Genomic DNA, 24,546 nt, shown 5'->3' on the forward strand with positions numbered 1-24,546 from the left:
CTCATCGACCTCCTGCGCGGCGACTGCGACTCGATGAAAGCCGGTCGATAAACAGGTTGACTCCGATAGTCAGCGTGCCGATGGCCAATGCCGGAATCACGATGGCGGGAGCGCCCTGATTGAGCCCGCCAATGTTCTCGCGCACCAGCGAGCCCAGGTCGGCGTCCGGTGGCTGAACGCCCAGCCCCAGAAAGCTCATGCCGCTGAGCAACAGCACGATGAAACCGAAGCGAAGGCCCAGATCGGTCATCACCGGGTTGAGCATGTTGGGCAGGATTTCCTGGCAGGCAATGTAGATGCGCCCTTCGCCACGGGTACGGGCTACCTGCACGTATTCCAGCGCCTCAATGTTCACCGCCAGACTGCGTGCAATCCGAAAAGCACCCGGCATGAAACTCAGCACCGCCGTGCAGATCAGCAGCGTGATGGACGAACCAAAGGCCGACACCATGATCAGCGCGAGCATCTTGCTGGGGATCGAGATCAAAGCATCCATCAGACGGCTGATCACTTCATCCAGCCATTTGGGCGCTACCACCGAAAGCAGGGCACAGAGCGTTCCGATACCACTGGCCAGGATCGCGGCGACCAGCGCCAGACCGATGGTGAAACGCGCGCCCACCAGCACCCGACTGAGCATGTCACGGCCCAGATAATCGGTGCCGAACAGATGCGTGGCGCTGATGGCGTCGAACACGTTGTCGGAAACCACTTCGCCTACTGAGTACGGCGCCAGCCATGGGCCAAACGCCGCGACCAGCAACCAGATGAAACACATCGCCGCGCCGATCAGGCCAAGCCACGAAGGCCCATGGGAAATTTTGCCAAGCGCCAGGTCCGGCGCGGCTGGCGTCGATTTCACAATGATATTGTTCATTGGGTTCTCAGCCTCGGATTGGAAAGGATTGCACACAGGTCGGCCAGCAACACCAACCCCAGATAAGCCGAGCAGAACAGCATGGTGCAGGCCTGCACCAACGCCATGTCCCGGTTGGTCACGGCATCGACCATCAGGCTGGCAATGCCGGGATAGTTGAAGATGGTCTCGACGATCACCACGCCGCCCAGCAGGTAAGACAGGCTCAACGCAACGGCGTTGGCAATCGGCCCGATGGCATTGGGCAAGGCATGTTGCAGCACGATGCGCGTCGGGCTAACGCCCTTGAGCCGGGCCATTTCCACATACGGGCTGTCGAGCTGGTCGATAACGGCAGCGCGGGTCATGCGTGCCATCTGGGCGACAATGACGCAGCACAGGGTCATCACAGGCAATGCATAGGTGCGGATGAATTGCAGCGGCGAGCTGACATCGCTGGCATAGGACAACGCAGACAGCCAGCCCAGGTTCACGGCAAAGATCAACACAGCAAGAGTCGCCACCAGAAACTCGGGCACGGCCACCAGAGCCAGGGTGATGAAACTCAGCGCGCTGTCCAGGCGACCGCCACGGCCCATTGCCGAGCCGATGCCCAGCGTCAGAGCAACCGGCACCGATACCAGCGCCGTGGTGGCCGCCAGCATCAGGGTGTTGGGGAAGCGTCCGGCAATCAGCTCGGTCACAGGCATGGCGTTGGACACCGATTCGCCCATATTCCCGCCCAGCAGGTTCATCAACCATTGCAGGTAACGCACCACACCCGGCTGATCCAGACCCAGCTTGATGCGCAGGGCCGCAACCTGTTCAGGGGTCGCGAACTGCCCGAGAGCGGCTTGCGCCGCATCGCCGGGCAACACTGCCGTGATGGCGAACACCACCACGGAAACAATCAACAAGGTCACGATCGCAGCGCCCAGGCGCTGGACGATCAGCCAGAATGTGTTGCTATTCATCTGCCTGCTCCCGCATCAGTCCACAACCGTTGTTACACGTCCAGCCACACCTGCTCGCTGAACATGTAACCCATGAAGCCACCCAGCGGATTGCTGGAATAACCCTGGATGCGCTTGTCCACACCGTCGATATTGCTGATGAACACGGGGATACCGATACCGCAGTGCTGGCTGACCAGCGCTTGCATGTCGCCATACATCTTCGCTCGCTTCTCGTCGTCGGTTTCACCACGGGCCAGCATCAGCAACTGGTCGAACTGATCGTTCTTCCAGGCGGACTCGTTCCACGGCGCGGACGACTGGAAGAACTGCGAGAAGATCACATCGGCATTGGGACGCGGGTTGATGTTGCCGAAGCTCAGCGGGTGCTTCATCCAGTGGTTGGACCAGTAGCCATCGCTGGGCAGGCGGTTGACGTTGAGGGTCAGCCCGGCCTGCTTGGCCGACTGTTGCAGCAGCACGGCAATGTCCACCGAACCCGTCGCGGCGGGCGATGCGGCAACCGGCATGGTGATTTTTTCCATTCCGGCTTTCTTGAGCAGGAATTTGGCTTTCTCGGGGTCGTACACGCGCTGCGGCAGGTCGGCATTGAAGTAGCGCGAACCGGGCGCAATCGGGTGGTCGTTACCCACGCGGGCATAACCACGGAACACCGCCGATTTGACCTGTTCGCGATCGAGCAGGTACTTCATGGCCTCGGTGAATTCGGGGCTCTTGCCCGGCATCTGGTCCTGGCGAATGATCAGATCGGTGTAGTTGCCCGACGGCGCATCCACGACACGGTGACCGGCACTGGCGGCAATGCGGGTGGTGGAGCGCGGGTTGACCTCGTTGATCATATGCACATCGCCGGACAGCAGCGCGTTGACCCGCGATGGCTCGTCGCCGATGGCAATGAACTCGATCTCGTCCAGGTATGGCAGGCCCGGTTTCCAGTAGTTCGGGTTGCGGGCGCTGACGGAACGCACGCCTGGCGTGAATTCCTTGACCGTGAACGGGCCGGTACCGATGCCCTTGCTGAAGTCGGTGGTGCCTTCAGGCACGATCAGCAGGTGCGAAACCGCCAGGATCGACGGCAACTCGGCGTTTGGCGAACTCAGGGTAATCTGTACTTCCAGCGGGCCGGTCGCCTTGATCTCGGCGAACTGCGCCATCAGCGGCATGACTTTCGAGCCGGTGGCAGGGTCCTTGTGGCGCGACAGGGAGAACACCACATCGGCGGCGCTCAGCGACTTGCCGTTGTGGAACGTGACGTCCTTGCGCAAGGTGATGGTCCACACCGTTGCGTTGCTGTTTTCGATCTTCTCGGCCAGCTCCGGATGCGGCACCAGATGGCTGTCGAAGCGGGTCAGACCGTTGTAGAACATGAAGTGGCGAACATAGTCAGTGGACAGCGCCCCCTTGGCCGGGTCGAGGGTATCGGCCGTGGAGCTGGACATGCCTGCCACACGAATGCGTCCGCCCGGCTTGCCTTTCACGGGTGCCGCGTCGTCATCGGCAAACACTTTCCCCGCCGCACCGAACAGGCTGGTGGAGCCTGCCGCCACGACACCCGCGACGCCCAGCATGCGCAATGCATCACGGCGCGACAGACCGCGATTGAGTCCCTCGAAAACCCGCAGGCTGTCTTGGCCTGAAATCAATGGGGAATCGGTTTTCTTGTCAGCCATATCAGTTCTACCTGTCGAAAAGGGGAATGTCCGAGTTGCTCACGGTTGGCCGGAGCGTCCTTTAAGCACACACGACGACGGTGAAACAAAAACTCAGTAGCGACTGTCCTGATAGCGGTAATACGCGCCCACCAGTGGCAGAAACCACGGCTTGCCAAAGTGTCCGGGAATCGCCGGCCAGCTCAGGTCACGCCAGGGGTTTGCCTGCGCCTTGCCTTCCATGACCTCTGCCATGACCTGGCCCATATGCACCGACATCTGCACGCCATGGCCGCTATAGCCCATCGAATAGAAAACCCCGCCATGCTCGCCGGCACGCGGCAGACGGTCGGACGTCATGTCCACCAGCCCGCCCCAGCAATAATCGACCTTCACGTGTGCCAGTTGCGGGAACATCTGCACCATGGCCGCCTGAAGCACCTTGCCGCTCTTGGCATCGGAACTGCTGTTGGACATGGCAAAGCGCGCACGACCTCCGAACAGCAAACGGTTATCCGGCGTGAGGCGGAAATAGTTGCCGATCAAACGGCTGGTGACATAGGCACGCTGGTTCGGAAACAGACGGTCGATCAATTCCTGAGGCAGCACTTCGGTGGCAATCACGAAACTGCCGACCGGAACGATGCGACGCCGATACCAACCCAATCCACCGTGTTGGCAAGCGCCGGTTGCCAGCAGCACTTGCCCGGCCTGAATCGAACCTCTGGAGGTATTGACCACAAAGCCGTTCTTGCTGGCTTTCCAGTCCTTGACCACTGCGTTCTGATAAACCCGCGCACCGTGCCGCACCGCGGCATCGGCCAGGCCCAGACCAAAACGCCCGACATGGATCTGTACACCATTGCGTTGCAGCAGGCCGCCATGAAACTCGGCCGAGTCGATCTCGGAGCGCACATCCTGTGCAGAGAGCAACTCGACATCGGCATCCACTTCACGACGGATCAGGTCGCAGGTTCGCGCCAGCCCTTCGTAATGACCGGGTTTGGCAGCCAGCTTGAGCTTGCCGTTACGCTTGATGTCACAGGCGATGTTCTCTTGCTCGATCACGTCGACAACGCTTTGCACCGCGCTTTCATACGCCTTGTAATACTCACGGGCCTGATCGGCGCCCAGGCTCTGGCTCAACGCCGCATAGTCCTGGGCAACGCCGGTATTGCACTGCCCGCCATTGCGCCCGGAGGCTTCGCCGATGACTCGACCCGCCTCCAGAACCACCACACTGGCACCTTTCAAGGCCAAGGCACGAGCTGCCGCGAGTCCGGTGAAACCGCCCCCGACAATCACCACATCTGCCTGCCCTTCTACCGCGCCATCCTGGGCACCGGTAAAGGCTGGGGCAGTATCGAGCCAGTAGGACTCACTGTGCATCTCGTTCTCCTTGTCGCTTGCTGGGTTTGAAGCACCCTGGAAATACCGTGTTTACAGGCCGACCAACCCGGCCAGACCGCCGATGTCCGGGATCTGGTGATACTCATAGAAACTGTTGGCTGGCTGTTCGTGGCCACGGGCTACGAATGCCTTGTTCTTGATCTTCATGTCGTGGGCTGAAAACAGGTCGTAACGGAAGCTGGAGGACACATGCAAGATGTCTTCCGGGCCACAGCCGAGGTTGTCGAGCATGTACTCGAACGCCGCCAGACGCGGCTTGTAGACCTGAGCCTGTTCGGCAGTGAAAACCTTGTGGAAAGGAGCGCCGAGCTTGTCGACGTTGGACATGATCTGGCTGTCGCTGGCGTTGGAGAAAATCACCAGCGGGATCTTGTCGGCAATCTTCGCAAGACCGGCCGGCACATCAGCGTGCGGACCCCAGGTTGGAACGGCGTCGTAGTAAATCTGGCCTTCGCCACGGTACTCGACGTTCCAGCGTTTGCAGGTACGTGCCAGGGCGACCTTCAGGATTTCGTCATACGGCATCCACTCACCCATGACCTGATCCAGACGATAGGCCGAAAAGTCCTTCACGAACTGGTCCATCTGCTCGACAGGAACACGGTCGGCAAACAGCTCACGGGTCATGGTGCCCATATGGAAATTGGTCAACGTGCCGTAGCAGTCGAACGTAATGAATTTTGGTCGAAGAAAGCTCATTTTGTGCGGTCCTGAAGTTCGTTGAGGTCATGGCAAGACGCGCAATCAACCGGGTCGAAAAGATCGTTGATGCACGCTGAAGCACATCTTCATTACAACACCGAGAAATCAGCATATGGCGTTAAAAGTGCTGGCTGCTTGATAGAAAGCACCGTTTTGAGGTGCGCGCTCAGCAGACTTTGCGGGGCGCTCCAGCCTTGGGCAAACCCCGGTTTCAGGCGCTTTTATGACCCTTTTCGGGGCGCTATCGCTCAAACACGGGGGTTTGCGCCGCAGAAACTGCGTTTTGGCGGCCTAGGGTTCTTCGCGAATGAATTCGCTCCCACAAGGGCAAGCAAAAAACAAAAACGGGCGCTTCCCCTACAGGAAGCGCCCGCCCGATAAAACCTTGAAACGATCAGCCAGCGATATCGATCAACACACTCTTGAATCGCAGGTTGGCTTCAAACGCTTCCTTGCCCAAGTCCTTGCCGATCCCGGAGCGCTTGTAGCCTCCGGTCGGCAGAATGTAATCATTGCTGCGCCCATAACGATTCACCCAGACAGTCCCGGCCTCCAGACGACGAATCAGGCGCAGGGCACGGTTCAGGTCCGCCGTATGCAGCCCGGCCGCCAGGCCATAAGTGTCGTGTTCAGCCAGGCTCAAGGCCTGCTCTTCGTCATCGAAAGCCTGAATGGTCAGCACCGGGCCGAAAACCTCTTCACAGACCGCAGGGTTCCGATTGTCCAGCCCGGTCAGCAAAGTGGGCTGGTAATAGGCGCCGCCCATGCCCTCGAACAAGGCGCCACCGGTCAACACCTCGGCACCGGCGTCACGCGAGCGCTGCACGATGTTGTCGATACGCGAGGCCTGCAAGCGGGAAATGATCGGCGACAGGGTGCTTTCCGGTGACCAGGTCGGACCGGGGCGCAGCGCCTTGAAGTACGCCTGAAGATGCTCGACGAAAGGCGCCATGATCGAGCGTTCGATAATCAGTCGGGAGCCCGACACACAGACCTGCCCGGCGTTACCGGTAATGGCCAGCGCCACGGTGCGGGCAGTCTTGGCGATATCCGGAATATCCGCGAACACCAGTTGCGGGCTTTTGCCGCCCAGTTCCAGTGTCACCGGCTTGGGGCCGACCAGCGCGCAGGTCGACATGATGCTCGACCCGGTCGCGGTCGAGCCGGTAAAGGTCACTTTCGAGACTTGCGGATGCCGACACAACGCATCGCCGGTGGTGCGGCCATCGCCCTGCACCACGTTGAAGATCCCGGCGGGAATCCCGGCCTGCACGGCAAGCTCGGCATAACGCAGGGCAGAAAAAGGTGTCAGCTCGGAAGGTTTGAGCACCACGGCATTACCTGCCGCCAATGCCGGCGCAACTTTCCATGACGCCATGCTCAGCGGGAAATTCCACGGCGCGATGGCGGCGATTACGCCGTAGGGTTCAGCAATCTGCATGCCCAGCCGGTCCGTCTGGGTCGCCGCGACTTCCCCACCGTGCTTGTCCGCCAGTTCAGCGAAGAAACGAATACCTTCGGCCACATAAGGAATGTCCCAGGCCAGCATATCTTTATGCGGGCGCGTAGAGCCCACCGCTTCCAATGGCCCCAGAACCGCGCCGTCGGCTTCGATCAGGTCGGCCCAGCGACGCATGACACGGGCACGTTCGCGTGGCGGACGACTGGCCCAGTCGCTGCGCTTGAACGCCTGCCAGGCATTGCTGACCGCTTCATCCACCAGCGCGGCATCGGCAATCGGCAACTCGGCATAAACCTGGCCATCGGAGGGACGAGACACCTCCATACCCGATTGCGCATCGCGGTATTGCCCGGCAATGAAATGAGCGCTGCGCACAGCAATGACACGAGGATCGAAGCTATCCATGAAGGACTCCAGCCAATGAAAAGCGAGGTGTCCATGCTAGAAAAAAACCGCAAGCATTTGCTGCCGACCTTTCACCCCGTTTAAGAAGTAACTGCGGTCTGGAGCGCTTGCGATTATTGAATCTGCCGAATGCTTGTACCCCTCTTGCCACTCCTCTTCACAGGTGGGATACAGCAACCCTGCCGCAGACTTTTATCGCTTGTGCATCCCTTTTCACGGAGATACCTCATGCTCGCTCAACAACGCATCGACTATGAATATCGCCCCATGACCGCAGACGATGTCGGCCATGCACATAACCTGTCCATTGACCTGAAATGGCCGCATCGCCTGGAAGACTGGGCCATGCTGCAACGTGTCGCCCAAGGCTTTGTCGCGATTCATAACGGCAGGCTGATCGGCAGCGCCTTTGCCTGCCACCAAGGCGACTATTCCACCATCGGGCTGGTGATTGTCAGCGACGACTATCAAGGCAAAGGCGTCGGCCGCAAGCTGATGGAAATGGCGGTGGGCAGCGTCGCACCACGTACCGTCGTTCTCAATGCCACGCTGGCTGGCGCACCCTTGTACGCCAAGATGGGCTTCGTCGCTTTTGGCGAGGTCGAGCAACGTCAGGGGCAGGCGCAAGTGCCGTCCTCAACGGCACTGAAAGCAGGCGAACACTGTCGCCCGTTGAGCGACGCCGACAAGCCTCATGTGCTGGAGCTGGCCAATGCCGGCAGCGGGCTGGATCGTACGGTCACGCTGGGCGACGTGCTAAACAATGTCGAACATGCCGTGGGCATCGAGCGCGAAGGCCAGCTCAAGGCCTTCGCCATCATGCGACCTTTTGGCCGTGGCCTGTGCATCGGCCCGCTGATTGCCGAAGACGTCGAGCAAGCCAGACACCTGATCGAACAACTGTTGGCCAAGGTGCCTTACGCCTTTGTGCGTATCGATATTCCGGTGGACAGCGGTCTGCCGCAATGGCTCGAAGAAGCAGGCCTCAAGCGCGTGGACAGCGTGACCTGCATGAGCATGGGCGCCGTGCCGCAGCCGTCCCGAGGCGTTCGTCAATTTGCCCTTATCACCCAAGCCATCGGCTAGATTCCCGGAGATTCAGCGCACATGTCACACCCAACCGCCTTGTTGCTGGCCCATGCCGATAACAGCCCTGTAGACACCGAATTCACCAGCGGCCCATTGAGTTCAAGTGACCCGCTTGCCAGGCAGCGTCGCATTGCCTTCATTGATGATCAGGGCATTGCTGCCGGTCTGGTGAACCTCAGCGAATCGTTGAGCGTGGAGGATTACCCCTACACCGAAATGCTGGTGGTCCATCGTGGCGCAATCACCCTGCGCTCGGGTGACGACAGCATCACCGCAGGCCCGGGCGAAAGCGCCGTGATCGGGCGCGGCACCAGTCTGCAAATCGAAGCACAACCGAACAGCCAGTGGGCATTCTGCGCCGCGACCCAGGCTACAGGCCCGGATAAACCGGGCGTCACGCTGATCGAGCAGTACGCTTCGCTCACCCCGTCGTCGCCACCGGAAGCCGGCATCCTGATCGGCACGGCACCACAATGTCGCAGCAACAACATCTTCGAGGACACCGCCAGCACTTTGCGCATCGGCGTCTGGGACTCAACCCCTTACGAACGCTTCGCCCGCCCGCACAAGATCCACGAACTGATGCACCTGATCGAAGGCAGCGTGGAGCTGCAACTGGAAGGTGGCCCGACCCTGAACGTAAAGCCGGGCGATACCGTATTTGTCGCCCAGGGCGCACCGTGCAAATGGACAAGTACGGTGTATGTACGCAAGTTTTATGCAGTGACCTGAAATTGAAAAACAGGCGTCCTTCACGTTATCGAAGGGCGCTGCAACAGGCATGCAACAAAAAATTCTTATTATTTTATTTCTTCAGAAAAAGCACTTTACTGGCTACCACTTTTGTATCGACCATGATACAAACCTGACATGGATAGAGTGATGCTGAATATTGATATCAGCATCTGCACAGGAAAAAAGTGCATGTTTCGTTGCCCGCCAAGCTTCTCCCCGTACTTTTCTCGCCTCTGAATCCATACATGTAACAGCATAAAACTCTGGCATGACGGCGGGCCATCGCCTTGTTTATTCATATGAAGAACACAACAAGAAGTTGACACTTTCACTCAAGGAGCTTCACCGTCATGAAACTTTCAAAACTGCTACTGCCCTCCCTTGCATTCGCCACAATGGCTGTCGCTGCAACGGCACAGGCGGGTCCACCGGTTACTGTGACATTCAAGAATCTGGGAACTGCACCTGCCGAACACAAAGTCGTTACCAGCAATGAAAGATCGACACTGTTGTACGTAAAAGAGCCGATCGATGCCATTGTCGCTCCCGGCGGTTCTGATACTTATGTTGTTCAAACCATCTTGCCCGATTCAGGCTATGCCAGCGTTCGCTACGCCATCGGAACAAAGGTCTGTGTATTCTCAACGACCTTCACCAACACCATCGCAACGGGTGGCGTGAAAGTCCCGAGATGGACCCGCACAGCGACTCCTAGCGGCGGTGCCGTCTGCACAGCCACCTCAAGTGTCACCAACCTGTCCACCTACGCCTGGTCTGCTGAATTCACCATGAAATAAGGCTGTACACGTGTGCATCAGTGCCTGATGCACACGTTCCTGCGATAAAAACTAAAGCTTGCTCCTCCCATGCCGACACAATGGCGATAGATCCATGGACAGGGCCCCGCTGCGAGGAAGCACATATGATCGATACCAACTCCATCTCGGCTTTTCTTGCCAGCAACACGATCAAGACCGTCGCAAAAACGGCTTCCGTGGCCCCTGTCACTGTCGACCCGAAAGAGCTGTCTTCAACAACGGAAAACGCGGATACAGCGACCCTTTCAACACTGGCCAAACAGTTGAATGACAGTGCCGCTCGCGCAGAATCTCGCGACTCGACACTGGGCAGCAAAGAGTTGGGAAAGCTGGCCACCAGCATCATTTATAAACTTGCAGGCCCCGAATACTACGAGAATCGAAAGATTCACGATGCCGAAGTTCCGGACACGGATGATCCCGAACTGCTGGAAAGAGCCAGACAAGCGACACAATTCAAAAATGGCACGGGCGCAAATCCTTTTGCCAGTTTGTCCCAGGATCAGTTGAGATTAGTCATCTACGATGAAAGTGGTGATTACACCATCAACGAACGAAGTGCCGCTTTTTCCGAAAACAACGACCGTGAGCAAGTATGGAAAAGGGCCATTGCAAAAAAATACGTAGATGAATACAACGAAACCGGCAAGAGCACCAACACACTGGTCGAAATGCTCGCGCATTACAACGATCTTCCGCCGATAGAAAAAGCACAATACCCCAATGGCTACGTGGCCAATCTGACATCGGGCGATAGTTCAGCTCTGGAAATCTTCAACAGCGTGAAGAACAGCGCAGCCAACCCGACAGACAGTAAAGAAGCATAACTAAGCCATCCCCTGCACGAGCAACCGCCTTCATGCGGTTAACATTTGTATCGTCACTGGCAAACAGCATCCATCCCGTTTACGCTCTGACCTCAGCGCACAGGACGCGCAGCTCAGTGAATGGATGCCATGCAAGACAAACGCAGCTCATACGAGCACTTCAGTGCCGATGAGGAAGACGCGGCGCATTATGTGCGACGCCACCCATCGACCAGTTCGACCTTCTACCGCAACCTGTTGGCCTTGCTGGTTTTCATAGGCCTGAGCGGCTATGGCGTGCTGCATTACAGCGGGGCCTTGCAGGTATTTGCCGGCAAGTCTGTATCGGCCCAATCCCATATACGCCAGCTCACACAACCCGCTGCCCTGCCCGCCCCGACCGCTCAAACCACCCAACGCCCCCAGCCGCTGGCCGATTGCATAGGCCCGGATAATGTCATCGACGAAGCCGTTGCCACCTGCCGCTTCGGCCAGTTCCCCCAAGTGACCCAAAACCATGAGGCCCAAGGCATGGTGTCCGACAGGTACATGGCGCAATACAAGGCCGACCAGCAAAAGCCACAAGCCGGACGCGCCAGCATGGAAAGCGTTGAATGGGCGACCGTTACCCAATGGGATAAAAAACGCACGTACCGAGCGGTGTGGAGTATCACCGACAACCGTATCGAAGGCAGCAGCGTATGCACCAACTGGTCCAAGGGCTCGATTGAATACCGCGAATGCCGAAAAGGCGCGAAGGTGTATTTCAGGGAGCAATGCAAAAGCTGGGGCCGGCAATGGGACAGAACCCAGGCCGACTCAAGCAAAGCCGCGCAGCAACGCTATTGCAGCGCGGGTGAAGGGTTCAATCCGTTGGGATGAACCCTGTTATTGCGGCGTGTCAGGCTTTCAGCTTGCGTGAAAGGAAATCGCGAATGTACCCGGCAACCTCCGGTGCGTGAGTTTCCAGAGTGAAGTGGCCTGCGTCCAGAAGATGCACTTCGGCAGTCGGGATATCCTTACGATACGCCTCGGCTCCTGGCGGTATAAAGGCCGGGTCATGCTTGCCCCAGACAGCCAGCAATGGCGGCTGGTGTTTGCGCAGATACTGCTGGAACGCGGGATAAGCTGCCACGTTGCTGCGATAGTCGAGTATCAGATCAAGCTGGATCTCTTCTGCGCCTGGCCGTGCCATATAAAGGATGTCCAGGTTATACCCGTCTGGTGACAGCTTTTTCAGATCGGAGCCCGTGCCATATTGCCAGTCACGAATCGTTTCCGGCGATAACGAAGCCCGGCAGGCCTCGCGATTGGCCGCCGTAGGCTCGCGCCAATAGGTTTGCCAAGGCCCCCATTGATCGCTGAAACCTTCCATGTAGGCATTGCCGTTCTGGCTGATGATGGCCGTGACTTTTTCCGGGTTGGCGGCAGCAAGGCGCAGGCCTGTGGGCGCGCCGTAGTCGAAAATGTAGAGGCTGTATTTCTTCAGTTCCAAGGCCTCGGTAAAGCCTTCGATCACCTTGTAGAGGTTTTCAAAGGTGTAATCGAACTGACCGCGCGGCGGCGCTTGAGTGTTACCGAAACCTGGCAGGTCTGGCGCGATCAGCCGGTACTCATTCGCCAGCAACGGCATCAGGTTACGGAACATATGGCTGGAGGTCGGGAAGCCGTGCAACAGCAACAACACCGGCGCATCCTTGGGGCCGGCTTCGCGATAGAACACTTCGACCTCGCCAACCTTTTGCGTGTTGAACGTAATGCGGAAAGCATCATCAACTGGCAAAGCGCTTTCTCTGGCTGCAGAGCTTTTACCGGAGAGCCCGGCAGCACCTACCGCCGAAACGGCAAGCGCCGACGCAGCGCCCACTGCAGATGCCATGAGGATTTTGCGCCGGCTGACATCCAGCGTGTCGCTGCCTGCCTGGGAGTTGGAGTGGTTCATGGTTAAACCTCAAACAGAATGAAATTGAGGTTCATACTAAGCATTGCGCCATTCGCCTAGAATCACCACATACCTCAATTCACTGTTGCAGTTACTGCAATGCTGACAGGAAGCCTATGGACCGAATTCAGGAAATGACCCTTTTCTCAGCGGTGGCGGAGCAATCCAGCTTCGCCAGCGTGGCTCGCCATTTCGGTCTTTCTACCGCCACGGTGACACGTGCAATCGCCCAACTGGAAAGCCGGCTTGGGGTTCTGCTGGTCGTGCGCACAACCCGCAGCCTGCGCCTCACGGAAGCAGGACAACGTTTTGCCACGGACTGCCGTCGGCTGCTTGCAGACCTTGATGAAGCGCAAAGCGCAGCGGCAGGCGTCCACACGACTCCCAGCGGTCTGCTGACGGTCACGGCACCGCAGATGTTTGGCGCGTTGCACGTCACGCCGGTGCTGACTCGCTTCCTTGACCAACACCCCACCGTAGACATCCGCGCCATCCTGGTAGATCGAGTCGTACACATGCTGGATGAAGGCGTCGACGTAGCCATACGAATCGGTGCCCTGCCCGATTCGTCACTGACCGCTATCCCCGTAGGCAGCGTGCGGCGCATGGTCTGTGCATCCACAGCCTATCTGTCGGCACATGGCACACCGCAACACCCAGACGATCTGCGGCGACATTCGACCATTTCAACATCCGCTTCCGAACGCCCACCCAAATGGGCTTTCCGGGTCGATGGGCGCGACCACTCAGTAGACGTCGGTTCAAGGCTGCACCTGACGTCCTTCAACGCAGCCATCAGCGCAATGATGCAGAACTGGGGGCTGACTCAGGTGCCGTCGTACCAGATACGCGAGCGTCTGCAGGATGGGAGCATCAAATGCGTGCTGGAAGCGTTTGAAATCGCCCCGGAACCCGTACACGTGGTCTATCTGGAAGGCCGTCGCGGCTCATCCAAAGTACGCGCCTTCGTAGACTTCTGCGTCGAGGCTCTGAGGCAGGATCTGGGGTTTGAGCGCTGAAGGGGTTCGCGACTGAAGTCGCTCCTACGAATTTTCGGCGGTTCGGTAGGAGCGAATTCATTCGCGAACGCATCAGGCCCCAACCTCAATCTTTTCCAGAGATCGCTCTACCAGCGCATTGGCCATTTCCACCAGATAGATCACCGAAAACGCCAGATCACGCTTCTGGCCGCTGAGCTGGTCACCGGTTTCATAGGCGGCGGCTGAGGCACTGCGCAAGAGGTCGGAAATACGCAGGAGGGTTTCTTCGAGTTTGATGGGTGGATCGGGGGTTATTTTTAGCATGGTCTTTCTCCCTACGCTGAACGGGAGCCAGCTTTTGCCGTTCTCACACGACAAAGGGTGGCAGCTGTGTACAGGGTGAGAAACCGGTGTAGGGTAACCCGGCCAGACCGAAGTCTGCCCGTACACAGCCGCCATAGAGCACGCCGAAAGACGACGAACAATTGACTGCTCATTACCCAAACAAAACAGGTTCTCACACCCGGTCGCTGATTTTGCAGCGACGGAGCGCAGACTAGTTCCCGTATCTGGCAGGCACAAGCGGGTTGGATTGTCAGGGAAGTTTCACGCAGAAGATACGGATTGGTCTTTCGGAATCGTCACATTTTTTGAGATTTTCGCGACTGAAGTCGCTCCTACAGCGTTCGGTGTAGGAGCGACTTCAGTCGCGAAAAGCCGCACCGCACAATAAAAAACCGCCCCGAAGGGCGGTTTTTTGTGCAGCTAACCCGAATTACAGCTTCGGACCAGCAGCCTTGATAGCGTCGCTCACGTCGAACTTCTTGAAGTTCTCGATGAACAGACCAGCCAGGCCTTTGGCTGCTTCGTCGTAAGCAGCTTTGTCAGCCCAGGTGTTGCGTGGGTTCAGCAGGCCGGTTTCAACGCCCGGTACCGACTTCGGTACGTCGAGGTTGATGGTGTCCAGGTGTTCGGTTTCTGCACCGATCAGCGCGCCGCTCTGGATGGCTGCAATCACGCCACGAGTGGTCGGGATGTTGAAGCGTTTGCCAACGCCGTAGCCACCGCCGGTCCAGCCGGTGTTGACCAGGTAGACCTTGGAGCCGAAGCCGCGGATGCGCTTGATCAGCAGCTCTGCGTATTCGCCAGCCGGACGCGGGAAGAACGGTGCGCCGAAGCAGGTGGAGAAGGTGGACTTGATGCCAGCGCCCGAACCCATTTCGGTGGAACCAACCAGTGCGGTGTAACCCGACAGGAAGTGGTAAGCCGCTTGCTCTTCGCTGAGGATCGACACAGGCGGCAGTACGCCAGTCAGGTCGCAGGTCAGGAAGATCACAGCGTTTGGCTCGCCGCCCAGGTTCAGCGGTGCGCGTTTTTCGATCAGTTCACGCGGGTAGGCTGCGCGGCTGTTCTGGGTCAGGCTGTCGTCGGCGTAGTCGGCTTTCTTGGTGACCGGGTCCAGAACGACGTTTTCCAGTACGGCGCCGTGCTGGATGGCTTTCCAGATGACAGGCTCGTTCTTCTCGGACAGGTCGATGCACTTGGCATAGCAACCGCCTTCGATGTTGAACACAACGCCCACACCCCAGCCGTGTTCGTCGTCGCCGATCAGGTAGCGGCTTTCGTCAGCGGACAGGGTGGTCTTGCCAGTGCCGGACAGGCCGAAGAACAGGGTCACGTCGCCCTCTTCGCCCATGTTGGCCGCGCAGTGCATCGGCAGGACGTCGACTGCTGGCAGCAGGAAGTTCTGTACCGAGAACAGGGCTTTCTTCATTTCGCCGGCGTAACGCATGCCAGCGATCAGCACTTTCTTGGCTGCGAAGTTGATGATGACGGTGCCATCGGAGTTGGTGCCGTCGCGCTCTGGTTCGCAGACGAACCATGGAGCGTTCTGGATCTGCCACTCGTCCTTCTCGGCCGGGTTGTACTGCTCAGGGTTAATGAACAGGCAACGGCCAAACAGGTTGTGCCACGCAGTCTCGGTGGTCATCTTGACTGGCAGGTAGTGCGCAGGGTCGGAACCTACATGAACGTGGGAAACGAAACGCTCGCGCTCGCTCAGGTAGGCCGCAACGCGGTCCCACAGAGCATCGAACTTGTCAGCCGGGAACTTGCGGTTGATCGTGCCCCAGGCGATTGCGTCCTGAGTGCTCGGCTCTTCAACGATGAAACGATCGGCTGGCGAACGACCAGTGCGATGGCCTGTTTGCACAACCAGTGCGCCGGTGTCGGAAAGCTCGCCTTCACCACGGGCAAGGGCTTCCTTGACCAGTTCGTCGATGCTCAGATCGGTGTACACAGCGTTGTTTGCTTGCGTCATCAGGGTCCCCGTCGGCCAGTGGCCGAGTGCTTCAAACGGTTTTGTAGTAAAAAAACAACCACTACTACAGCGGAAAAGTGGGCGGGATTATGCCAGAAAAGCCCAAAAATGGTAGGACCCTCCTGTCAGAACAGCATTACAACCGCCCACACGATGTTCTGAGACAGTTTCGCCAGCGATTAGTGGCGCGTGTCAGATGGTGAATCGACACCACCGCCAGCAAACAGCTGGGCGACGTCAGCGGCATCGAACAAATAGCGCTCATTGCAGAACTGGCAGTCGATCTCGATCGCGCCCGCATGCTCCTGAACCAGTTGCTGCGCGTCCTCCAGACCCAGGCTGACCAGCGCATTGGCGGAACGCTCGCGCGAGCAGCTGCAACGGAAGCAGATAGGCTGGATATCGAACAGGCGAACAGGGTCTTCGTGATACAGGCGATGCAGGATGGTCTGGTTGTCCAGCCCCAGCAGTTCTTCGGCCGAGAGGGTGTTGGCCAGGGTGACGACATGCTCCCAACTGGCATCGCGCTCTTCGGGGTCGGTGATCTGCGCCACGGGAAGCTGTTGCAACAATAGACCACGGGCGCGATGCCCGTCAGCCTTGAGCCAGAAACGTGTGCCAAGCTGCTCGGACATCACGAAATAGCTGGAGAGGCTTTCCGACAGGTCTACGCCATCCAGAGCCACGATGCCCTGATAACGTTTGCCCTTTTTCGGGTCCACGGTCAGCGTCAACGAGCCATCGGGCATCAGGTCTTGCAGACCGGCACCCGCAGCGATCAGGGACTCGTCATAACGGGCAATGCCGCGCAATTCGCGCTCGCTGGAACACTCGACCATCAGCAGTGGTACAGCGCCGCTGGAGCGCGCCTGCAGAATCAGCAGACCCTCGAATTTCAGCGTACCGACCAGCAAGGCCGCAGCAGCCATCAGCTCGCCGAGCAGTTGCGCGACCGGCTCCGGGTAAGGGTGCTTGGCAAGCACTTCGGCGTAACTGCGCTCCAGCGCGACCAGTTCTCCACGAACGTCGCTTTCGTCGAAGATGAAGCGCTGGGTGAAGTCGATGTCCGGTAAATCATGCATAAGAAGAAGGTATCTGAAGGAATGACAATTGATGGCAGTGTCGAGCATCCACGGATGCACCCTGCCATACCGTTGCAGGGCATTTTATGGGCTATGCGGCACTCTTCCAAGCCGAATGGCGATTCGTGCTGATTACTGGCGCACAGTTTCAGTCGCCGTGATTGCTGCCGTGAAACTCGAAAAGCTGTCGCCGCTGCTTCTTGGTCGGTCGCCCATCGGTGGTGACGCTCAGGTTCCCTGCCTTGCGCTGAGCCGTTGCATGCTCGCGCTTTGCAATGCTGTCCGGCGTTTCGCGGTACAGGGTTTGCGCCTCGGGCGCACCGCGCCGCACGATGGATAACGCCTCGACCACGACCGTGCGCTCATCGAAGCCCGTGCGGACCAGAATCTCGTCACCGACATGGGGTTCCTTGCCCGGCTTGCAGCGCTCGCCACGGCAATGAACCTTGCCGCTTTCTATTGCAGCCTTGGCCAGTGCCCGGGTCTTGAAAAAGCGTGCAGCCCACAGCCATTTGTCCAGGCGAACCTTGTCGTCGTCTTCTTCAGTCTTTTTCGCCATGTGAATTCCTCATTCATGAAACAGTCTGAACCTGCGGGCGCGGTACGGAAAGTGACTGGATACAGTCGCCGACCTTCGTACATTCCCTGCGCCCTATCGAACATGAAGCAATCAATCCTTGCCTGTCAAAGCCGGTCAGTGCGAATTTTCTCCCGATATAAACATGGAAGTGCGACATGACAGAATTCCCGACCTCATTGACCGCGCCCCGAAAGGGCTGTGAAGGTTGCACGGGCAGCCCCGCACTGGACTTCGCGTTCGAGTTCGCCTATCAGCCGATCGTTGATCTGCGCGACCAGTCGGTGTTTGCCCATGAAGCGCTGGTACGAGGCCCCAATGGCGAGAGCGCCTACTCGATCCTGAGCCAGGTCACGGACAGCAACCGCTATCGCTTCGATCAGGGCTGTCGCACCAAGGCCATCGCAGGTGCAGCCCGATTGGGAATGACCGAACGTTTATCGATCAACTTTCTGCCCAATGCCGTGTATCGTCCCGAGCTTTGCATCCGCAGTACGCTGGAAGCAGCACGGCAGCACAACTTCCCGCTGGACCGGCTGATTTTCGAGACACTCGAAAACGAGCATGTAGATAACTATGGCCATTTGAGCAATATTCTGCGCGAATATCGCGAATTCGGTTTCATGACGGCCATCGACGATTTCGGCGCGGGCTATGCCGGGCTGACGCTTCTGGCGAACTTCCAACCCGATCTGATAAAACTCGACATGGATTTGATTCGCGATATCCATCGTGATCGAGTACGTCAGGCTATCGTTCGTGGTGTTGTCACAATGTGTGCGGAGTTGGGGGTTACAGTGATTGCCGAAGGCATCGAACACGCCGAAGAACGAGATTTCCTCGCTGACTGCGGAATTTTCCTGATGCAGGGTTACTGGTTCGCCAGGCCTGCATTCAAAGCACTGGCCCAGGTTGACCCTGGTGTCTGGCAGACGTCTTGAGTCATATGGAATCGCTTTGAAGACATTCGATCATCTGACAGTTATCGGCCTGCGCGAGTGGGTGGCGCTACCCGATCTGGGGGTAGCAGGCCTGCGGGCAAAAATCGATACCGGTGCAAGCACTTCAAGCCTGCATGCCACCGAGATCGAGCCTTTTGAACGCGATGGCCAGAAATGGGTTCGTTTCAACGCTCATCTGGGCACCGTGGTGCAGTTGCGTCATCGCCGATGCGAAGCCCAACTGGTCGCCATGAAGACAATCAAAAGCTCCAATGGCCAGGCGCAGGTTCGCTATGTGATCCGCACCACGCTGGCCCTTGGTGATCGCGTCTGGCCGGTGGAATTCACCCTGGCCTGCCGCAAGTCGATGCGCTATCGGCTGCTATTGGGTTCAAACGCCTTGATCGATGGCCAGTTGGTGGTCAATCCAGGCATTACTTACGTTCAAGACAAGCCGGTGTTCCCGGTCTCTACTTCCTCAGGTGCTGCATGAAGATCGCTGTGCTTTCGCGTAACCCGCGTCTGTATTCCACCCGTCGTCTGGTCGAAGCTGGTATCGAGCGTGGCCATGAGATGGTGGTGATCGACACCCTGCGCGCCTATATGAACATCGCCAGCCACAAGCCGCAGATCCACTATCGCGGCAAGCCGCTGGAAGGCTTCGATGCGGTCATCCCGCGCATCGGCGCTTCGGTAACGTTCTATGGCTGCGCGGTGTTGCGCCAGTTTGAAATGATGGGCGTGTTCCCGCTCAATGAATCGGTGGCCATTGCCCGCTCACGGGACAAGCTGCGCTCGCTGCAATTGCTGTCGCGCCGGGGTATCGGCTTGCCGGTCACAGGTTTTGCCCACTCGCCCGACGATATCCCCGACCTGATCCAGATGGTCAACGGTGCCCCGCTGGTCATCAAGGTGCTCGAAGGCACCCAGGGCATTGGCGTTGTGCTCTGTGAAACAGCCACGGCCGCCGAGTCGGTGATCGAGGCGTTCATGGGGCTCAAGCAGGACATCATGGTTCAGGAGTACATAAAGGAAGCGGGTGGCGCGGATATTCGCTGCTTCGTGGTTGGCGACAAGGTTATCGCGTCGATGAAGCGTCAGGCCAAGCCGGGTGAATTCCGCTCCAACCTGCACCGTGGCGGCAGCGCCAGCCTGATCAAGATCACCCCACAGGAACGCATGACTGCCCTTCGCGCCGCCAAGGTCATGGGTTTGAGTGTTGCGGGTGTGGATATCCTGCGCTCCAACCATGGCCCGCTGGTCATGGAAGTGAACTCATCACCCGGCCTGGAAGGCATTGAAATGACGACCAGCAAGGACGTGGCGGGGATGATTATCGAGTATCTGGAGAAGAACAGCGGGCCGCATATGACGCGGACCAAAGGCAAAGGCTGAACCCTGGTGGGAGCGAATACATTCGCGAATGAATTCGCTCCCACACAAAACAGCGCCTCACAAGGCGCTTTTTTTATTTACTGCACGGTTGGCGTTTCGCCAGCTTCCTGCATGCGTTGCAGCTCTTGAGCGTACAGCGCATCGAAGTTCACCGGGGACAGCATCAGCGCTGGGAACGAACCACGAACAACCAGGTTGTCGATCGCTTCGCGAGCGTAAGGGAACAGCAGGTTCGGGCAGAACGCGCCCAGGGTGTGGCTCAGCGAAGCATCGTCCAGACCTTTGATCAGGAAGATACCGGCTTGCTGGACTTCAACGATGAATGCAACTTCGTCGCCGTTGTTGACGGTCACGGACAAGGTCAGCACCACTTCGTAGAAATCGCCTTCCAGCGGCTTCTGACGGGTATTGAGGTCCAGGCTTACGCTAGGAGTCCACTCCTGACGGAAGATCGCAGGGCTTTTTGGCGCTTCGAACGACAGGTCGCGAACATAAATACGTTGCAAGGAAAACTGAGGAGAGTTCTCTTCGTTGGTAACGCCGTTGGTCGATTGTTCGGTCATGTCGAATCCTTATGAAAAATAGGGTGTGAAGTTGAACTCAGTTTTCCAGCCATTGATCGAGCTTGCCTGCGCGCTCAAGGGCAAAGAGGTCGTCACAGCCGCCTACATGCCTGGAACCGATCCAGATCTGCGGCACAGAAGTACGACCGGCCTTTGCGACCATTTCGGCGCGAACCTGAGGTTTGCCATCGACTCTTATCTCGTCAAAGGCAACTCTCTTGCTTTGCAGCAACTGCTTGGCGCGTGTGCAATAAGGGCAATAGTCGCTTGAGTAGACGATGACTTCAGGCATTTCATTTCACCAAAGGCAAGTTATCGGCGCGCCAGCTGGAAATACCGCCAGACAATTTGGCCGCCTTGAAACCCGACTTCAGAAGCTCGCGGGCTGTGCTACCTGCATGCTGCCCGAATGCATCGACTATGATCAACGTCTTGTCCTTGTGTTTTTGCAGTTCGGAAGTGCGGGTGAGCACTTTGTCCTGCGGAAAATTCAAGGAGCCAACGATATGGCCTGTCGCAAAATCCTTGGTGGAGCGCACGTCGATGACCACGCCCTGGTCGCTGTTGACCAGAGCTGTCAGCTCGCGCGTGCTCAGGCTGCGACCGCCCTTGCTCAATTCATAGGCAATCAGCAGGGCCAGCAGAATGAAGAAAGCACCAGTGATCAGGTAGTGGTTAGTGGCGAATTCAAGCAGATGAGCAACCATCAGTAGGTTCCAGGGCGTTAAAATGTCGGCCAGTATACACAGCACCCATGGTGGGCCAAAGTCCGTGCGGCAGTGACGCCGTTTGAACTTGCCCTTAAAATGCGGATCTTTTTTGTACTTTCTTTAACCAGCCTCGAGTGGGTTCTATGACTGCCACGCCAAAACCTCTGGTCCTTATCATCCTGGATGGCTTCGGACACAGCGAAAACCCTGAAGGCAACGCCATTCTGGCAGCCAAGATGCCAGTCATGGATCGCCTCTATGAATCCATGCCTCACGGCCTGATTTCAGGTTCGGGCATGGATGTGGGTCTGCCGGACGGGCAAATGGGCAACTCCGAAGTCGGCCATATGAACCTGGGTGCCGGGCGTGTGGTTTATCAGGACTTCACTCGGGTGACCAAAGCCATCCGCGACGGCGAGTTCTTCGAGAACCCGACCATCTGCAAGGCCGTGGACAAGGCTGTCGAAGCCGGCAAGGCCGTACATATCCTGGGCCTGCTGTCTGACGGCGGCGTTCACAGCCACCAGGATCATCTGGTCGCCATGGCCGAACTGGCTGTAAAGCGTGGCGCCGACAAGATCTACCTGCATGCCTTCCTCGATGGCCGCGATACACCGCCGCGCAGCGCGAAAAGCTCCCTTGAGCTGCTGGACGAAGCCTTCGCCCGCCTGGGCAAGGGCCGTACTGCAACCATCATTGGCCGCTACTTCGCCATGGACCGCGACAATCGCTGGGACCGCGTGTCCACCGCCTACAACCTGATTGTCGACAGCACGGCCGAATTCCAGGCAGAAACCGGCGTTGCCGGGCTGGAAGCCGCCTATGCACGCGAGGAGAACGACGAATTCGTCAAGGCCACGCGCATCGGTGAGCCGGTCAAAGTCGAAGACGGCGATGCCGTGGTCTTCATGAACTTCCGCGCCGACCGTGCCCGCGAGCTGACCCGCGTCTTCGTCGAAGACGATTTCAAGGACTTCGAGCGCGCCCGTCAGCCGAAGGTCAACTACGTCATGCTGACCCAATACGCCGCCAGCATTCCTGCACCATCGGCATTCGCTGCCGGCAGCCTGAAAAACGTGCTGGGCCAGTACCTGGCCGATAACGGCAAGACACAACTGCGCATCGCCGAGACCGAAAAGTACGCACACGTCACCTTCTTCTTCTCCGGTGGCCGCGAAGAGCCGTTCCCGGGCGAAGAGCGCATTCTGATTCCGTCGCCGAAAGTCGCCACTTACGACCTGCAACCGGAAATGAGCGCACCGGAAGTCACCGACAAGATTGTCGACGCTATCGAGAACCAGCGTTATGACGTCATCGTCGTCAACTATGCCAACGGCGACATGGTTGGCCATAGCGGCGTCATGGCAGCGGCGATCAAGGCCGTGGAATGCCTGGACCTGTGTGTCGGTCGCATCACCGATGCTCTGGAAAAGGTCGGCGGCGAAGCACTGATTACCGCAGACCATGGCAACGTCGAGCAGATGACCGATGACTCCACAGGTCAGGCTCACACTGCACACACTTCAGAGCCGGTGCCTTTCATCTACTTTGGCAAACGCCAGTTGAAAGTCCGTGAAGGCGGCGTCCTGGCCGATGTCGCGCCGACCCTGCTGCACCTGATGGATCTGGAAAAACCGCAAGAGATGACCGGCCACTCGATCCTGGTCGCGGAGTAAAAGGCTCTGAACCGGCATTTCGACATCAGACAATGCCGGTTTTTTATGTATCAGGCCCCAAAGCAGTGGCTGCGGGGCGTTTTTTTTGTGCCGTATGGCGGGCATACTAGGCCTGTCATTTTTTCTCACAATTCCTCGGTATCGCCCACCCTCATGCTCCGCGCCTTGATTGCCCTTGTTCTGATTTGCCTGCTCAATCCGGCGTTCGCCGATGATGAGCGTGCGCAAACCCAAAAACAGATCGACGCTGCGCGTCAGGATGTTGCCGAGCTGCAGAAAGTCCTGAACAAGCTTCAGGAAGAGAAAGCGGGCGTCCAGAAGGACCTTCGCACCACCGAAACCGAAATGGGTAAGCTGGAAAAGCAGGTCGAGGTCCTGCAAAAGGAACTAAAAAAGACCGAAACCGAGCTCCAGCGGCTCGACAGTGAGAAAAAAAAACTCAACACCGCTCGCGCTGAGCAACAACGCCTGATCGCCATCCAGGCCCGCGCCGCCTATCAGAGTGGCCGGCAGGAATACCTGAAACTGCTGCTCAACCAGCAGAACCCCGAGAAATTCGCCCGCACCCTCACCTATTACGACTACATCAGCCAGGCTCGGCTGACCCAGTTGAAAAACTTCAATGAAACCCTGCGCCAGCTGGCCGGTGTCGAAAAAGACATCGACCTTCAGCAAGCACAGTTGCTGGTTCAGAAAAGCAACCTGGACAGCCAGAGCGAAGAACTGGCCAAAGTACGCCAGGAACGTCAGCAAGCGCTGGCCAAGCTCAACCAGGACTACAAGGCGCGGGATCAGAAACTCCAGGCGCGCCAGCAAGATCAGGCCGATCTGGCTAAAGTGCTGAAGACCATCGAGGAAACCCTCGCCCGTCAGGCCCGTGAGGCCGAGGAAGCAAGGCAGAAAGCACTGGTTGCCGCCCGCGAAGCCGAAGAGCAACGCCAGCGTGCGGCCAGCAGCAGCCGAAATAGTGATGAACCCACGCCCAGGCGCCCAGTCAAAGCTCCCGGCGCACTTGTTTCCAGCTCTGGCGCGTCTTATGGCGGCGCCTTTGCCGAAGCCAAGGGAAAACTTCCATGGCCTGTCGATGGTCGATTGCTTGCCCGCTTCGGCGAAGCACGTGGAGATGACGAGCGGACCAAGTGGGACGGCGTGATGATCAGCGCAGGTGCCGGAAGCCAGGTCCATGCCGTGCATGGCGGTCGCGTGGTTTTCGCTGACTGGTTGCGCGGCGCCGGTCTTCTGGTCATTCTCGACCATGGCAACGGATATCTGAGCCTGTATGGTCACAACCAGAGCCTGCTCAAGTCGGCAGGCGACATCGTGAAGGCCGGTGAGGCAATATCCACCGTAGGCAATAGCGGCGGTCAAGACACATCAGCGTTGTATTTTGCTATTCGTCAGCAGGGTCGCCCAAGCGATCCAGCCCAATGGTGCCGCACTCAAGGATAAGTCGG

25 protein-coding genes are annotated in these 24,546 nt (G+C 58.1%); 11 read left to right on the forward strand and 14 right to left on the reverse strand.

What is annotated here, in order from left to right; all coding sequences use genetic code 11:
• Window position 1: 1 nt before the first annotated feature.
• From ACODS3_RS06135 to ACODS3_RS06160, 6 genes are all read right to left on the reverse strand, one after another.
• Window positions 2–877, reverse strand: coding sequence for an ABC transporter permease (locus ACODS3_RS06135; protein WP_489033747.1), 876 nt, complete (start codon window positions 875–877; stop codon window positions 2–4).
• On the reverse strand, window positions 874–1,830 hold the full coding sequence (locus ACODS3_RS06140; RefSeq protein WP_201018957.1) for an ABC transporter permease: 957 nt from the start codon (window positions 1,828–1,830) through the stop codon (window positions 874–876). Before ACODS3_RS06140 ends, ACODS3_RS06135 begins: the two co-directional genes overlap by 4 nt.
• Window positions 1,831–1,862: 32 nt before the next feature.
• The gene (locus tag ACODS3_RS06145; RefSeq protein WP_201018958.1) at window positions 1,863–3,500 is read right to left on the reverse strand and encodes an ABC transporter substrate-binding protein; all 1,638 of its coding nucleotides are present in this window, start codon (window positions 3,498–3,500) and stop codon (window positions 1,863–1,865) included.
• A 93-nt stretch (window positions 3,501–3,593) separates the two neighbouring features.
• On the reverse strand, window positions 3,594–4,868 hold the full coding sequence (locus tag ACODS3_RS06150) for an NAD(P)/FAD-dependent oxidoreductase (RefSeq protein WP_304575769.1): 1,275 nt from the start codon (window positions 4,866–4,868) through the stop codon (window positions 3,594–3,596).
• 51 nt (window positions 4,869–4,919) lie between these two features.
• The gene (locus ACODS3_RS06155) at window positions 4,920–5,588 is read right to left on the reverse strand and encodes a haloacid dehalogenase type II (RefSeq protein ID WP_489033750.1); all 669 of its coding nucleotides are present in this window, start codon (window positions 5,586–5,588) and stop codon (window positions 4,920–4,922) included.
• 397 nt (window positions 5,589–5,985) lie between these two features.
• Entirely contained in the window at window positions 5,986–7,458 is a 1,473-nt protein-coding gene (locus tag ACODS3_RS06160; RefSeq protein ID WP_489033752.1) for an aldehyde dehydrogenase family protein, read from the reverse strand.
• Window positions 7,459–7,686: 228 nt separating this feature from the next.
• On the opposite strand from ACODS3_RS06160, the gene ACODS3_RS06165 reads away from it, so the two are divergent.
• The 5 genes from ACODS3_RS06165 (at window position 7,687) to ACODS3_RS06185 (ending at window position 11,788) form a co-directional block, all read left to right on the forward strand.
• Complete coding sequence (locus tag ACODS3_RS06165) at window positions 7,687–8,544, forward strand: GNAT family N-acetyltransferase (RefSeq protein WP_489033754.1); 858 nt, start codon at window positions 7,687–7,689, stop codon at window positions 8,542–8,544.
• Between the two features lie 21 nt (window positions 8,545–8,565).
• Window positions 8,566–9,279 carry a cupin domain-containing protein gene (locus tag ACODS3_RS06170; protein WP_489033756.1) on the forward strand — a complete coding sequence of 238 codons (714 nt, stop codon included), beginning with the start codon at window positions 8,566–8,568 and terminating at the stop codon, window positions 9,277–9,279.
• Between the two features lie 353 nt (window positions 9,280–9,632).
• Window positions 9,633–10,079 (forward strand): hypothetical protein, encoded by a 447-nt coding sequence (locus ACODS3_RS06175; RefSeq protein ID WP_489033758.1) that lies wholly within the window; start codon window positions 9,633–9,635, stop codon window positions 10,077–10,079.
• A gap of 125 nt (window positions 10,080–10,204) precedes the next feature.
• A complete protein-coding gene (locus tag ACODS3_RS06180; protein WP_304575766.1) occupies window positions 10,205–10,927 on the forward strand; it encodes a hypothetical protein in 723 nt (240 codons plus the stop codon).
• Between the two features lie 120 nt (window positions 10,928–11,047).
• Window positions 11,048–11,788 (forward strand): hypothetical protein, encoded by a 741-nt coding sequence (locus tag ACODS3_RS06185; RefSeq protein WP_489033760.1) that lies wholly within the window; start codon window positions 11,048–11,050, stop codon window positions 11,786–11,788.
• A gap of 19 nt (window positions 11,789–11,807) precedes the next feature.
• Here ACODS3_RS06185 and ACODS3_RS06190 read toward each other — a convergent pair whose 3' ends face one another.
• On the reverse strand, window positions 11,808–12,689 hold the full coding sequence (locus ACODS3_RS06190; protein WP_304575775.1) for an alpha/beta fold hydrolase: 882 nt from the start codon (window positions 12,687–12,689) through the stop codon (window positions 11,808–11,810).
• Between the two features lie 275 nt (window positions 12,690–12,964).
• Between ACODS3_RS06190 and ACODS3_RS06195 the strand changes: the two genes are divergently transcribed.
• Window positions 12,965–13,867, forward strand: a complete 903-nt coding sequence (locus tag ACODS3_RS06195) for a LysR substrate-binding domain-containing protein (RefSeq protein ID WP_304575765.1) — start codon at window positions 12,965–12,967, stop codon at window positions 13,865–13,867.
• Window positions 13,868–13,939: 72 nt separating this feature from the next.
• Here the strand turns inward: ACODS3_RS06195 and ACODS3_RS06200 are convergent, their stop codons facing one another.
• From ACODS3_RS06200 to ACODS3_RS06215, 4 genes are all read right to left on the reverse strand, one after another.
• Window positions 13,940–14,152, reverse strand: a complete 213-nt coding sequence (locus ACODS3_RS06200) for a DUF6124 family protein (protein ID WP_201018967.1) — start codon at window positions 14,150–14,152, stop codon at window positions 13,940–13,942.
• Window positions 14,153–14,603: 451 nt separating this feature from the next.
• Window positions 14,604–16,148, reverse strand: coding sequence for a phosphoenolpyruvate carboxykinase (locus ACODS3_RS06205; RefSeq protein WP_025262423.1), 1,545 nt, complete (start codon window positions 16,146–16,148; stop codon window positions 14,604–14,606).
• 179 nt (window positions 16,149–16,327) lie between these two features.
• Window positions 16,328–17,230, reverse strand: coding sequence for an Hsp33 family molecular chaperone HslO (gene hslO, locus ACODS3_RS06210; RefSeq protein WP_201004080.1), 903 nt, complete (start codon window positions 17,228–17,230; stop codon window positions 16,328–16,330).
• A 148-nt stretch (window positions 17,231–17,378) separates the two neighbouring features.
• On the reverse strand, window positions 17,379–17,789 hold the full coding sequence (locus tag ACODS3_RS06215; protein ID WP_304575763.1) for an RNA-binding S4 domain-containing protein: 411 nt from the start codon (window positions 17,787–17,789) through the stop codon (window positions 17,379–17,381).
• 176 nt (window positions 17,790–17,965) lie between these two features.
• Between ACODS3_RS06215 and rimA the strand changes: the two genes are divergently transcribed.
• Genes rimA through rimK form a run of 3 tightly spaced genes read left to right on the forward strand, consistent with a single transcriptional unit; the run spans window position 17,966 to window position 20,143 of the window.
• On the forward strand, window positions 17,966–18,748 hold the full coding sequence (gene rimA / locus ACODS3_RS06220) for a S6 modification regulatory phosphodiesterase RimA (protein WP_304575762.1): 783 nt from the start codon (window positions 17,966–17,968) through the stop codon (window positions 18,746–18,748).
• 16 nt (window positions 18,749–18,764) lie between these two features.
• Window positions 18,765–19,241: a retropepsin-like aspartic endopeptidase RimB gene (gene rimB / locus ACODS3_RS06225; protein WP_117167480.1), complete on the forward strand. Its 477-nt coding sequence runs from the start codon at window positions 18,765–18,767 to the stop codon at window positions 19,239–19,241.
• Complete coding sequence (rimK, locus tag ACODS3_RS06230) at window positions 19,238–20,143, forward strand: 30S ribosomal protein S6--L-glutamate ligase (RefSeq protein WP_201004084.1); 906 nt, start codon at window positions 19,238–19,240, stop codon at window positions 20,141–20,143. The genes rimB and rimK overlap by 4 nt, the downstream gene beginning before the upstream one ends.
• Before the next feature lie 77 nt (window positions 20,144–20,220).
• Here the strand turns inward: rimK and secB are convergent, their stop codons facing one another.
• Genes secB through ACODS3_RS06245 form a run of 3 tightly spaced genes read right to left on the reverse strand, consistent with a single transcriptional unit; the run spans window position 20,221 to window position 21,413 of the window.
• Complete coding sequence (gene secB / locus ACODS3_RS06235; RefSeq protein WP_025262429.1) at window positions 20,221–20,706, reverse strand: protein-export chaperone SecB; 486 nt, start codon at window positions 20,704–20,706, stop codon at window positions 20,221–20,223.
• Between the two features lie 37 nt (window positions 20,707–20,743).
• Window positions 20,744–20,998 (reverse strand): glutaredoxin 3, encoded by a 255-nt coding sequence (gene grxC, locus ACODS3_RS06240; protein ID WP_304575761.1) that lies wholly within the window; start codon window positions 20,996–20,998, stop codon window positions 20,744–20,746.
• 1 nt (window position 20,999) lies between these two features.
• On the reverse strand, window positions 21,000–21,413 hold the full coding sequence (locus tag ACODS3_RS06245) for a rhodanese-like domain-containing protein (protein WP_025262431.1): 414 nt from the start codon (window positions 21,411–21,413) through the stop codon (window positions 21,000–21,002).
• Between the two features lie 146 nt (window positions 21,414–21,559).
• On the opposite strand from ACODS3_RS06245, the gene gpmI reads away from it, so the two are divergent.
• The gene (gene gpmI, locus ACODS3_RS06250) at window positions 21,560–23,092 is read left to right on the forward strand and encodes a 2,3-bisphosphoglycerate-independent phosphoglycerate mutase (RefSeq protein ID WP_489033767.1); all 1,533 of its coding nucleotides are present in this window, start codon (window positions 21,560–21,562) and stop codon (window positions 23,090–23,092) included.
• A gap of 153 nt (window positions 23,093–23,245) precedes the next feature.
• Window positions 23,246–24,541: a murein hydrolase activator EnvC family protein gene (locus tag ACODS3_RS06255; RefSeq protein ID WP_304575759.1), complete on the forward strand. Its 1,296-nt coding sequence runs from the start codon at window positions 23,246–23,248 to the stop codon at window positions 24,539–24,541.
• The last annotated feature ends 5 nt before the right edge of the window (window positions 24,542–24,546 follow it).

The sequence above is a fragment of the Pseudomonas sp. FG43 genome (assembly GCF_057809175.1).